Annotated in this window: 13 protein-coding genes; 12 read left to right on the forward strand and 1 reads right to left on the reverse strand. The window is 48.6% G+C overall.

What is annotated here, in order from left to right:
- Window positions 1–9 precede the first annotated feature (9 nt).
- The 6 genes from KNO99_RS09210 (at window position 10) to KNO99_RS09235 (ending at window position 7406) form a co-directional block, all read left to right on the forward strand.
- Window positions 10–1512, forward strand: coding sequence for an alpha-amylase family glycosyl hydrolase (locus KNO99_RS09210; RefSeq protein WP_214747703.1), 1503 nt, complete (start codon window positions 10–12; stop codon window positions 1510–1512).
- 55 nt (window positions 1513–1567) lie between these two features.
- Window positions 1568–2623, forward strand: a complete 1056-nt coding sequence (locus KNO99_RS09215) for a LacI family DNA-binding transcriptional regulator (protein ID WP_214747706.1) — start codon at window positions 1568–1570, stop codon at window positions 2621–2623.
- Window positions 2624–2739: 116 nt separating this feature from the next.
- A complete protein-coding gene (locus KNO99_RS09220) occupies window positions 2740–3156 on the forward strand; it encodes a YflT domain-containing protein (RefSeq protein WP_214747709.1) in 417 nt (138 codons plus the stop codon).
- A gap of 212 nt (window positions 3157–3368) precedes the next feature.
- Window positions 3369–5666 carry a glycoside hydrolase family 65 protein gene (locus tag KNO99_RS09225; protein WP_214747712.1) on the forward strand — a complete coding sequence of 766 codons (2298 nt, stop codon included), beginning with the start codon at window positions 3369–3371 and terminating at the stop codon, window positions 5664–5666.
- Window positions 5667–5812: 146 nt separating this feature from the next.
- The gene (locus tag KNO99_RS09230) at window positions 5813–6661 is read left to right on the forward strand and encodes a YitT family protein (protein ID WP_214747715.1); all 849 of its coding nucleotides are present in this window, start codon (window positions 5813–5815) and stop codon (window positions 6659–6661) included.
- Between the two features lie 73 nt (window positions 6662–6734).
- Window positions 6735–7406, forward strand: a complete 672-nt coding sequence (locus tag KNO99_RS09235; protein ID WP_214747918.1) for a 5'-methylthioadenosine/S-adenosylhomocysteine nucleosidase family protein — start codon at window positions 6735–6737, stop codon at window positions 7404–7406.
- 270 nt (window positions 7407–7676) lie between these two features.
- Here KNO99_RS09235 and KNO99_RS09240 read toward each other — a convergent pair whose 3' ends face one another.
- Window positions 7677–8489 carry a Cof-type HAD-IIB family hydrolase gene (locus KNO99_RS09240; RefSeq protein ID WP_214747718.1) on the reverse strand — a complete coding sequence of 271 codons (813 nt, stop codon included), beginning with the start codon at window positions 8487–8489 and terminating at the stop codon, window positions 7677–7679.
- 162 nt (window positions 8490–8651) lie between these two features.
- On the opposite strand from KNO99_RS09240, the gene KNO99_RS09245 reads away from it, so the two are divergent.
- From KNO99_RS09245 to aroE, 6 genes are all read left to right on the forward strand, one after another.
- Window positions 8652–8846, forward strand: coding sequence for a YjzD family protein (locus KNO99_RS09245; RefSeq protein ID WP_074032676.1), 195 nt, complete (start codon window positions 8652–8654; stop codon window positions 8844–8846).
- A gap of 75 nt (window positions 8847–8921) precedes the next feature.
- On the forward strand, window positions 8922–9344 hold the full coding sequence (locus tag KNO99_RS09250) for a thioredoxin family protein (protein ID WP_214696100.1): 423 nt from the start codon (window positions 8922–8924) through the stop codon (window positions 9342–9344).
- Window positions 9341–10120 (forward strand): phosphatidylserine decarboxylase, encoded by a 780-nt coding sequence (locus KNO99_RS09255; RefSeq protein WP_214747721.1) that lies wholly within the window; start codon window positions 9341–9343, stop codon window positions 10118–10120. Before KNO99_RS09250 ends, KNO99_RS09255 begins: the two co-directional genes overlap by 4 nt.
- A 125-nt stretch (window positions 10121–10245) precedes the next feature.
- Complete coding sequence (locus tag KNO99_RS09260) at window positions 10246–10872, forward strand: YqeG family HAD IIIA-type phosphatase (protein ID WP_214747724.1); 627 nt, start codon at window positions 10246–10248, stop codon at window positions 10870–10872.
- A 133-nt stretch (window positions 10873–11005) separates the two neighbouring features.
- Window positions 11006–12118: a ribosome biogenesis GTPase YqeH gene (gene yqeH / locus KNO99_RS09265; protein WP_015880995.1), complete on the forward strand. Its 1113-nt coding sequence runs from the start codon at window positions 11006–11008 to the stop codon at window positions 12116–12118.
- Window positions 12115–12900, forward strand: coding sequence for a shikimate dehydrogenase (gene aroE / locus KNO99_RS09270; protein ID WP_214747728.1), 786 nt, complete (start codon window positions 12115–12117; stop codon window positions 12898–12900). The genes yqeH and aroE overlap by 4 nt, the downstream gene beginning before the upstream one ends.
- Window positions 12901–12906 lie beyond the last annotated feature (6 nt).

Genomic DNA, 12906 nt, shown 5'->3' on the forward strand with positions numbered 1-12906 from the left:
GGAAGCGATATGAGGCGAGGCGTCGTGCTCGTGCTCCTGTCGCTTCTTTTGTTTCCGACCGTTGTCGGTGCAAAGGAAGCTGCTACTTGGGAACAAGAACGCATGTATTTTATTATGGTCGACCGATTTGTTGACGGAAATCCGGACAACAATGAACAAGTCGACAAAGATGATCCGAAAGCGTTTCATGGCGGAGACATCCGTGGGGTTATCGAAAAGCTCGATTATATCGAGTCACTCGGCTTCACATCGATTTGGTTGACACCCGTTTTTGAAAATATGCCGGACGGCTATCACGGGTATTGGATTAAGGATTTTTATAACATCGACCCGCAATTCGGGACGAAAGAAGATTTACAAGAACTTGTCGAGGAAGCACACAAACGAGACATGAAAGTCATTCTCGACTTCGTCGTCAACCACGTCGGCCCGAACCATCCATGGGTGGAAGAAAAACCGGAATGGTTCCACGAACAGCTACCGATCGTGTTCTGGAAAGACCAGGAGCAGGTCGAGACACACTGGTTATTCGATTTGCCGGACTTTAAGACAGAAGACCCGGAAGTCAAATCGTATTTGATTGACGCGGCAAAGTACTGGATCGAAGAGACGGATATCGATGGCTATCGCCTCGACACGGTCCGTCACGTCGATAAGGCGTTCTGGAAAGACTTTGTTGAAGGTGTTCGGTCGGTCGACCCAGACTTTTACTTACTCGCTGAAGTATTTGACCCGGACCCGCAATACGTCGCGCAGTATGACGACCTCGGGTTCAACAGCATCACGAACTTTACATTCTACGACCGGGTATCAAAAACAATGACGCAACAGCAGGCGAACGTCGATGAGATCGATGTTGCCGCAAGCTATGCCGAAACGTTCTTTAACGACCCGAATCAGATGGCGACGTTCCTCGATAACCATGATGTCGAACGGTTCATGCATATGGCCGAACTCGGTGGCGTGGAATCGGCGGAACGACGGTTACGCCTCGGATTGTTTGCGCTCTATGCGTCACCGGGTATGCCGATTGTCTTCCAAGGGACAGAAAATGCACAGACAGGTGGAGCCGATCCGGCGAACCGTGTCATGACTGAATTCCCGGGAAATGAGGAGTTACACGAATACGTCGCGACGATGAACCGCATGCGTGAAGAGTATCCTGTTTTTGCAACAGGTGAACAGCGTATGATTGCATCGGAGGATGGAATGGCCGTCTTCGAACGGAAAGACGGAGATGACGTCGCGTTATATGCGATCAACATGAACAGTGAGGATCGAGAGATTGAGATCGAGGTCAGTGAAATCGGGGAAGATACAAGACTTCGCGGTCTATTATTCTCACAACTGGTCACAGATCAACGCGGAACGTTTACAATTGAACTATCTGGCGAAAGTGCGAACGCTTACATTGTTGAGGAGTCATCGGTAAATCCGTGGATGATGGGCTTACTTGTCATCACGATTCCGATTTTCTTGACAGGTTTGGTCATGTGGAAGCGCCGCAAATAAAGATATGACACGCCGAAAGGCACGAATTGAAATCACGGAAGCAGGGGGGAACACCATGCAAATCACAATTAAAGATGTTGCGAAACACGCAAACGTCGCGCCGTCGACGGTATCTCGCGTCATCGCCAACAGCTCAAGAATCAGTCAGAAAACAAAAGAACGGGTCAGAAGCTCGATGGAGGAGCTCGGTTACCATCCAAACATTCATGCGAGAAGTCTTGCCAACCGCTCGACACAGTCGATTGGTCTCGTCATGCCGAGTGCGGCAACAAAGACGCTCCAAAACCCATTCTTCCCAGAAGTGTTGCGAGGAATCAGTACGAAGGCGCACCAAAACGGTTATTCACTCTATATGACGACCGGTGTGACAGAAGAAGAGGTATTGTCGGGTGTGATCGAGATGGTACAGGGACGTCGTGTCGACGGTGTCATCGTCCTCTATTCACGTGAAGACGACCAAGTCGTCCAATATCTACGTCAGACGAAGTTTCCGTTCGTCGTGGTCGGGAAGCCGTTCGGGGACGCTTCTTCGATTACGTACGTCGATACGGACAACTATTTGGCCGGACGCGAAGTGACGAAGCACCTCTATAATCTAGGTCACCGACGTATCGCCTTCATTGGAGGATCGGACAAACTCGCCGTGACACAAGACCGCCGGAACGGATACGCGACGGCTCTCATGGAAGCGGGCATCCCGGTATGTGAGGACTATATCGCACGAGCCGAGTTCATGACGAAGGGTGGCGCAAAAGCCGTCCGTGAACTGCTTCAAAATGAAGAGCCACCGACAGCTGTCGTCGTCAGTGATGACATGATGGCACTCGGGGTCATCAGTACACTCAGCGAAATGGGACTCAAGATTCCTGAAGATGTGGCTGTCGTCAGTTTCAATAACGTCTATATCGCCGAACACTCAAACCCGCCGCTCACTTCGGTCGAGATCAACATTTTCGGTCTTGGCTTTGAGGCGACAAATTGCTTGATTGAACAAATTAGCGATAATGCCCCACCATACGGAAAACGTGTCATCGTTCCACACTATTTGGTCGTCCGCCAATCATGTGGACAAAAAAAGAGCAAAGTGGAAACGCTCGAATCAAATTCTTAATCGTCTAGACGATCTCGCGAGGAGCGAGGTCGTCTTTTGCATATCCTGTTGATTGAAGTCGCCTGAAGTGGGGAACATTTCTCACGAACGGATTGAAATTGAAAGGATGGATTGAGATGAGTGAAAAACGATTTGTCGGAACATACGATACGAAAGAGAGCCTGCTTTCTAAAATGAACGAACTGAATGAAAATGGCTACGATGAGGGAGAATTATATATCGTAACTGAACAGGAAGACGCTGTCCACGTGCTCAAACATGAGACGAACGTCAACGTGGAGAACGGTGACGCGTCGTGGTTAGACAACCTTCAGGACGATACAAGTCAGGGCAAAGATATGAAACAGGCGCTACACGATCTAGGCATCTCAGATGATGAGGTAGGGCAAGCACATGCACAATTGAAACAAGGCGGATATGTGCTCGTCATCGATGAACCTGATACGGGGTTCAATGATGGTCGGAGCGCTCTATTCGAAGGCCATGAAGCGAATGCGGCGTTCGGTGAGGATGAAGAAAATCAAAAGGGATGACCCATTAAGACTGTCTCCGCGAGAGGCAGTCTTTTTTCTCTAAATAATGTGACAAAAAAAGAAAGAAAAAGTTTTATGCAAACGATTGCATTCTCTCTTCAGTTGTGTAAAATGAAAGGTGAGATTAAATACAGCGCTTTCATAGACAAACGGTTGCACGAACTTGTTGTCCATCGAAGGTAGCCTTGTAGAGAAAAAGGAGTGGCAGACAGATGAAACGATTGTTTGCAGTCGATGAATGGAAAGTAACAGAAGAAGGTCTTCACCCGAAAGAAAACCGTCTTGCTGAATCGATCACATCGCTCGGAAACGGGCACATGGGAATGCGAGGAAATTTCGAGGAAGATTACTCGAATGATACGCACCAAGGATTCTATGTGGCGGGCGTCTATTACCCGGACAAAACACGTGTCGGTTGGTGGAAGAATGGATATCCTGAATACTTTGCCAAAGTATTGAATGCGACAAACGTCATCGGTCTACGCGTCGCGATCAATGGAACACCTGTCGATTTGGCGAAATGGGACGTGAAAGACTTTACACGCGAATTGGATATGCAGCGTGGTGTGCTCACACGGACGTTCTCATTGATGAACGGGACAGAAGAGACAAAAGTAGAAGTCGTCCGTTTCTTCTCAATCGTTGATAAAGAAGTATTAGCGATTCGTTACAACGTCACACCGGTAAACTACGAAGCGAAAATCGAGTTCACGCCATACTTAGACGGCGATGTCGAGAACGAAGATTCGAACTACGATGAGAAGTTCTGGCTCCCGGTCGACCGTGGCATTGAAGAACGCTTCGGTTTCGTGACGACGAAGACGAAAAAACTCGATTGGCACGTCACGGCATCGATGATTGCGGACGTTGAAGGCGCTCGTTGTGAAGTGCTCGAAGCGACAGACCTCTTCGTGGCGAATAAATTCACGGTCAATGTGACTGCTGGCGAGACGTCGACAGCTTATAAATATGTATCTGTCGTGACAAACCGCGACCATGCGATTGAGGACCTTCAATCTGCAGGGATGAAACAAGTCGAAACGGCGTTTGAAAAAGGCTTTGAGACGCTTCTCGCTGAACAGACGGAAGCGTGGCTCGCACGCTGGGAAGATGCGGACGTTCGAATCGATGGAGATATCGAAGCGCAACAAGGAATCCGTTTCAACATCTTCAACATGTATCAAACGTATACAGGTGAAGATTCGCGTCTCAACATCGGACCGAAAGGGTTCACAGGTGAGAAGTACGGCGGTGCGACGTATTGGGATACGGAAGCCTATTGCCTCCACTTCTACTTGGCGACTGCCAAACCAGAAGTCTCATGGAACTTGCTCAAATATCGTCACAACCAACTGCCACAAGCAAAAGAGAACGCTGTGAAGAATGTCGGTATGGAAGGCGCGCTTTATCCGATGGTCACGATGAACGGGGAAGAGTGCCATAACGAGTGGGAAATCACGCATGAAGAGATTCACCGGAACGGTGCGATCGCCCATGCAATCTTCAACTACACGAACTTCACAGGCGATAAGTCTTACCTTGGACAATACGGACTTGAAGTATTGGTCGAGATCTCGCGTTACTGGGCTAGCCGCGTCAACTTTGTGCCACACAAAGACGTGTATATGATCCTAGGCGTCACAGGTCCGAACGAATACGACAACAATGTCAACAACAACTGGTACACGAACTTGATCGCCGCGTGGACGCTCGAGTACACGCAAGAAGTGTATAACTACTTGAAAGAAGCAGAACCTGCACGTCTCGAAGAGCTCGTGTCGACACTTGGCATCACAGACGCTGAACTTGCGAAGTGGGCAGATATCCAAACGAAGATGTACTATCCAAAAGATGACCTCGTGCCAGATGTCTTCATGCAACAGGATGGCTTCATGGATAAAGAGCAGATCTTGGTGAAGGACCTCGATCCGAAACATCTTCCACTTAACCAAAACTGGTCGTGGGATCGCATCCTTCGCTCAAACTTCATCAAACAAGCGGACGTCCTTCAAGGACTCTACACGTTCGGTGATCGCTTCACGCTTGAACAGAAACGTGCGAACTTCGATTTCTATGAGCCACGCACGGTTCATGAGTCGAGCTTGTCACCATGTGTCTATTCAATCATTGCGGCAGAAGTCGGGTATGAGGACAAAGCGGTTGAATTGTATCAACGTTCAGCACGTCTTGACCTCGACAACTACAACAATGATACAGAAGACGGGCTGCACATCACGTCGATGGTCGGCTCATGGATGTCCATCGTTCATGGTTTCGCGGGTATGCGCATCCAAGGGGATCACCTCTCGTTCAGCCCGATGATTCCGAAGGACTGGAACGGCTACTCGTTCAACATGCTCTGGCGTGGCCATCACTTGACGGTCACATCATCACGTGAACAAGTGACAATCCAACAAACAGGTGGTACAGATGTAACGCTTCACGTGTATGGAAATGCAGTAACGGTTCCTGCGAATGAATCGATTACAATTGAAACAGTGAAAGCGTGACCAATTGCTTCATACGAACAAGCCGACCTCGGTCGGCTTGTTTTTTTATGAAAAACTTATCGGATTTCCTGCATATTTGCTGTATGCAGCATGAATAATCTATGTTATCTTGATTCTTAGCTATTTTGAGAAAGGGGAGTTGAAGCTTGACGGAAGCCGTTAAAGAACATACACGAATCGGGGTTGTCTCGATCATCGGAGGATTGTTCGTTGCCTTATCCATGACATTATTTTTAATTCCAGCCGGCGTCTATTCGACAGGATTTACGGGCCTTGCCCAAATCTTGACAGAACTACTAGCTGGTACACCGTTTGAACTAGGGGAAGGGCTCTGGTTCTTTATTCTGAACGCACCACTGCTCGTCGTTAGTTATTTTATGCTCGGGCGGAATATGATGATCCATACGCTTGTCAGTGTCGCCTCGGTTACTTTGTTCATTCGTATGCTTCCGCAATCGCAGCTCCTCTCGGACGACCCGTTATTGAACGCCGTGTTCGGCGGTGTGCTTTTGGCGATCGGATCGGGGATTACGATTCGGTACGGTGCCTCGACGGGAGGCTTTGACATTGTCGCGTTGATTCTTGCGAAATTCACGAACAACTCGGTCGGTGTCTACCTCTTCTTGATGAACATGATGATCGCGCTCGCAGCGGGTGCCTTGTTTGGATGGCCGACAGCGCTCTATACAATCGTCTTCTTGTATGTGACATCAAAAGTCATCGATGAGATTTACACGAATACGCAGCGTCAGACGCTCTTCATCGTGACGAACCATCCAGATGAAGTGACGAAAGAATTGCATCAACATGTGTTCCGTGGCATCACGCTCATGCCGGCAATCGGCACGTACTCGAAAGTCGAGAAAGCAACGCTCATGATGGTCGCACAACGACACGAGGTTCGTGAAATCACACGGATTTGTAAAGATGCAGACCCATCCGTTTGGATCAATATCTTGCCGACAGAGGACGTCGAAGGTACGTTCCGTCGCTAAATCAGCCCCTACTGAAGTGCTCAGTAGGGGTTATTATGTAGGTAATACATCAATTGATTGGGGAAGATAGATGATGATTGGGGTCAGTATTGCGACGAAATGGGAATACGAGGCGACATTAGACTATTTTGAAGTGAACAATGAAGAACGTTGTGAATATCCGTACGGAGAGTTTTTTCTGAAGAAAGTAAATGATACTGAGTTAATTTTTTATTTCACCGGTGTACGGAAAACGAACGGGGTCGGGGCCAATCAATACATGATTTCTCGTTTTGACTTGGATAAGGTGATTGTGGCGGGAACGTGTGCCGGAATAGATGACACGTACAGTCATTTAGACGTCATCGTACCGCATCGTGCCGTGCAATATGATTGTACGGTTAAAGAGATAGAACCGTTGATCAAACAATCTTTCATAGTTGACATACCACTCTCTCACTACGGGGGTGATTTTTTGACGGGGACGATTGCAACGGCTGACCGGGCTGTCGTCATGTGGAAGGATTATGTAGAGTTGAACGAACATGAGATCACGATTGCTGATACGGAAGCGGGTGCCATTGCATATATCTGCAAGAAAAACGACGTCGAGTGCATCATTGTTAAAGGAATCTCTGACTTTCCGACGGATGAACGCAATACGAATCCAGTCGACTCGAACATGGAACAAATCAATGTGTACATCGCGAACACCCCGAAAGTCATGAACAAGATTTTTGACGACTATTTGATTCGTTTTATTTGATGATAGGATTCGAATTGTCTGAACAGAAATGACATTTGTACGCTCGGGATTTCGGATATCTTTAGCGACGCCGTAGGGCACACCGACTCCCAGGGAATCAGCGGGTAAGGCGAGACCCAACAGCCGAAGGCGATGCGGCTCGCAGCCCGCCCCCAGGAAAGCGGCGTGCCAAATCCGGTGTATGCACAGATACAAAAACAGAGGCAATTCATCCTAATCAGGAAGAAAAGCCTCTGTTTGATAATGGTTCAGTTCTAGTCGGTGCTTTCGTTATGACTTGATCCCAAGTCGTTCTTCTAAGAAGAGGGCGATCCCGTCGTCCATGTTCGAAGCCGTCACTTCATTGGCCACGTTTTTCAGTTGGTCAATGGCATTCCCCATTGCGACACCTGTCCCGACATAGTCGAGCATCTCAAGGTCGTTCTCTTCATCACCGAAAGCGATGATCTGTTTCCGGTCGATGTTCAAATGTTTCGAGACTTCCTGGAGTCCGAGTGCCTTCGACGTGTTTTTGCTCATGACTTCAATCATGTGCTCCGGCATGCGCCATTGACGGTTCAATACGGCCTCGGCATGAATGTCGTCAAGCTGAGAGCGGACGTGCGCCACGTGGTCTTTTGTCGCGTGAATCAAAAGTGACGTCGGCTCGTCCTGCAAGTGTGTCAACAAGTTACCAGACGTGACGCTGAGCGCACGTTCTGCATACGGGCTGTAAAACTCTTGCGGGTCTTTTTGGAAATAAACGTGGTCGGTCACTTCGACAACGATGTTATGAGCTTTCGTGTCAGCGACCTCTTCAATGATATCATGTGCGGTCTTGAGCGGAATCGGGCGGTGTGTGACCGCATAATTCGCATCTTTCGGGTGATGCACGAAGGCACCGTTGAAGTTGACGAGCGGAGTCGTCAATCCCATTTGCTCATAGTACATGATGGAATGGCGTTTTGGACGCCCTGTCGCGATCATGACTTCATGACCAGCTTCACGCGCCGCTTGAAGGGCACGGAGATTTCGTTCACTAATGGTTTTATCATCTCTTAATAACGTTCCATCTAAATCAACTGCGATTAAATAACGTGACATCAGTCATCCTCTTTTCTTCACAATGATGTTTCTACGACCGTATCATATTTTTCGATTTGACGGAAAGAATATAGAATCGAAGTCGCATATTCCATTCGAACAATGCTATACTAATGTCGTATGAATTTTTACGAATCATCTGTGAGATGGAGGGGACGTTCAATGCGTTATTTAGTGACATTAATCTGGGCGATTGTGCTCTCAAATACAGCGGTGTTTATCATTTCTGCTGTTGATGGTGTAGAGTTCAACGCGATGCTCGCGACAGGATTTGGCGTGGCCATCACAATCTTCGTTGCACTTCTCGATGTCTTAAACCAAGACATGGGAATCAGCGACGTTGCACAAGAGAAGTAAGCCGTCTACAATCAAACTGACTCGTGCATGAGTCAGTCTTTTTTCTTTATCCAACATAAGAGGAGGATCATGCATATGAAAAACCCTGAAAAACGCGCGAATTTTATCACGTTCGCCATTATCGGAGCGATTATCGTCATCGGAATCGGTCTGTTGTTCTTTTTGAACGGAGCCAATGAAGAAGAGGGCGTCAATGCCGTCACTGCAGACGAATTGCAGCAACAGTTAGACCAGGACGGCGAGGTTGTCGCTTACTTCTGGCAAACAGGCTGTGAATATTGTGAGCAAGTGAAACCATATGTCGAACCACTCATCGAAGAATACGATGCGGTCTCAATCAACTTGGCAGACCATAACGTATGGGAAACATACGGCATCAATGGGACGCCAACGATCATCCGATTCGAAGATGGAAAAGAAGTCGGTCGCATTGAAGGTGCGGTCTCTGAACAACAATACGAAACATTCTTTAAAAATGAGGAGGCAAAAGAGGAATGAAGCGTCATTTCTACCAAACGTTATTTGAGTTGAACGCCTCGCCTTGGATTGCTACACGCTTGAAGCGCTTTGCGGAATCAAGTGTGAGTCGCCACTTGATTCCTTCGTTTGCCAAAGTGTATGACATTGCGGTGGATGAAGCAGAACAACCGCTTGCTGCGTATCCATCACTGCATGCGTTCTTTACCCGTCACTTGAAGCCGGGAGCGCGAACAATCGATGAGTCTTCCGAGACACTCGTCTCACCGTGTGACGGAAAGTTATCTGTCATCGAATCGATCTCAGAGGATAGCCGTTTTGAGGTGAAAGGTCAGTCGTATACACTTGCTGAATTACTTGGTTCTCAACAAGAGGCGAGACGTTATGCAGGTGGAACGGTCGTTGTCCTGTACCTCAGCCCACGCGATTATCACCGCGTCCATACGCCGCTTTCGGGTCGTGTGCTCAGTCACTATGAACTGGGCGACCGCTCGGCACCCGTGAACGAGATTGGGTTGACGGAGACGGTGAGACCGCTCTCTCGTAACTACCGTCGTGTGACACGCTTTGACAGTCCAGCTGGGACGTATGAGCATATCATGGTCGGTGCCTTGAACGTGAACACGATTGAGTGGACGCTCGAGGGCGATCAAGCGGAGAAAGGGCAAGAAGTCGGATACTTCTCATTCGGTTCGACGGTCGTGCTTTGTTTTGAGAAAGATGCGATTCAAATGAACCATGAAAAAATGGGCCCGGTTCGACTCGGTGACGTCATCGGGACAATCAAAACCAACTAATTTTGTATCAATTTTCTTCCGACCGAACGATAGACTAGTCGTTTGGTCGGTTTTCGTTTACCATAGAAGGGATATCAATACTTGTATAAGTAGTTGAATCGTTTAGCTAATTGGAGGAATTTTACGTGTTTAATCGACTTTATCCGAAACAGTTCGTCGCGTCTGTGTTTGACATCGACTTACAAGAATTGAAAGACCGTGGGGTACGTGTCATTTTGACCGACCTTGATAATACACTCGTGGCCTGGGATGTTCCGCATGCGCCTGAGCTTTTATTAATGTGGCTTGAAAAGGTGAAATCATACGGTTTCGATGTGATTGTCGTATCAAATAATAACGAGAACCGTGTACGAACGTTTACGGAGCCGCTCGGTCTTCATTATGTCGCGCGTGCCAGAAAACCGTTACCGTCCGGTTTTAAAGAGGCACTCGCGAAATATGGCTATTCGCCGAAAGAAGCTATTTTCTTAGGGGATCAGTTGTTTACGGACGTACTCGGTGCGAATATGGCTGGCATCCATGTCATCCACGTTCAACCGGTCGTCAAAACGGACGGGCTCGTCACGAAATTCAACCGGATGCTTGAGAAGGTTGTCTTTGCGCACATGAAGCGTCGCGGGAAGTATGTATTGATCACGAAAAAAGTGGAAGAGCTAGCTGTCGACGCACAGCGGGCGAAAGTTGCGGTCGCTGAAAAAATCGGCGAAGCGATGCATCCACATTCCAAAGATTCACATAAAAAAGATGAATAAGACCTCGAACGCACAGGAAGAAGGAGGCTGCCCATGTACGGCGACCAAGGCGTCGGAATTAACGCTTCAGGAGTAGCAGCGAGGTGCTACGGCGAATGAAGAAGGGGAAACCTGAATGGCAGTAAGTACAACTATGGAAGAAACCAAACGATATTGCGCTGGGTGCGGCGTAGCCATCCAAACGGAAGACCCGAACGGGGTCGGCTATGCACCAAAATCGGCACTTGACCGAGAAATCGTCATTTGCCAACGTTGCTTCAAATTGAAGCATTACAACCAAGTTCAAGACGTCGAGTTGTCAGATGATGACTTCTTGCGCATCTTGAATGGGATCAGTTCAAAAGAGGCACTCGTCATCAAGATTGTCGATATTTTCGACTTCAATGGCAGTTGGCTCCCGGGTCTACAACGCTCTGTTGGCTCGAACCCGGTCCTCTTAGTCGGGAACAAGGTGGACTTGTTGCCGAAATCCGTCAACCCGAACCGGATGGCGAACTGGATGAAGGCTGAAGCGAAAGAGCTCGGCTTGAACCCGATTGACGTTCATTTGATCAGTGCGAAAAAAGGACACGGCATCGATGAACTCGCGGAGAAGATTGAATATTACCGAAAAGGCAAAGACGTCTTTGTCGTCGGTTGTACGAACGTCGGGAAATCGACACTCATCAACCAGGTGATCAAACGTTTCGGTGAAGAGGATGAAGCCATCATCACTGTCAGTCATTTCCCGGGAACGACGCTTGACTTGATCGATATCCCGCTTGATGATGATGCGAACTTGTACGATACACCAGGGATTATCAACCGTCATCAAATGGCGCATTACGTCGATGCGAAAGATTTGAAGACAATTACGCCGAAAAAAGAAATCAAGCCACATGTGTTCCAATTAAATCCGCAACAGACGCTCTACTTTGGCGGTTTGGCACGCTTGGATTACTTGGAAGGCAATAAACGATCGTTCGTCATCTATATGTCGAACGAGTTGAAAGCACACCGTACGAAACTCGAACGCGCGGATGAGCTCTATGACCAGCATATTGGGAAAATGCTCAATCCACCGAACGAGAAGACGCTCGAAATCTTACCACCACTCGTACGCCATGAATTCAGCTTACGAGATGGTGTGAAGACAGACATCGTGTTCAGTGGCCTCGGATGGGTCGCAATTCACGGTAAAGGCGGTCGCATTGCGGCTTGGGCTCCGAAAGGCGTCGCAGTCACACTCCGCGAGGCGCTCGTATGAATCTGGCTGTCATCGGCCACCCGATTGCTCATTCGCTCTCTCCCCAGCTGCACGAGCAGTGGTTGAGGGCGTCTGGGCTTTTCGGGCGTTATGAGGCCATTGACGCCATGGCGAGCGACTTACCTGCACTGTTTGAAGCGATGCGGAGCGGAGAATGGGACGGATTCAACGTCACCATTCCCTATAAAGAAGCAGTCGTTCGTTACGTCGATGAATTCGATGAGGCAGCAAAACTTGCCGGTGCCGTCAACACAGTGTATAAGCGAGACGGACGCCTTGTCGGAACGAATACGGACGGTGCCGGGCTCGTCCAAGCACTGACACCGTTCACCGATTGGACAGGACAAGTCCTCGTCATCGGTGCGGGTGGGGCTGCGCGTGGGATCGTACAGGCACTACCGACGCGTCGGGTGACGATTGTCAATCGAACAGTCGAACGGGCGAAAGAACTCGCAGACGTGTTCGATGTCACGTACACGACGTTCGAAAAGGTCGACGTCTCGCAATATGAGGTCATCATTCAGACGACTTCTGTCGGCATGGACAAGAGCTCGACACCACTTTCATTAGAAGGACTACGACAAAACACGGTCGTTTGTGATATCATATATCGTCCACTTGTCACCCCGATGCTTCGTGAAGCGAAACATCGCGGGGCCATCATTGTGACAGGGGTAGCCATGTTCGTCGGGCAAGGCGCGCTCTCGTTCGAAAAATGGACGGGCGTGAAACCGGACGAAACCATCGGAAAAAAGTTAATCGAAGGATTATTGGAGGAATAATATACT

The organism is Exiguobacterium sp. s189 (genome assembly GCF_018617615.1).
GTDB classification, from domain to species: domain Bacteria; phylum Bacillota; class Bacilli; order Exiguobacteriales; family Exiguobacteriaceae; genus Exiguobacterium; species Exiguobacterium aestuarii_A.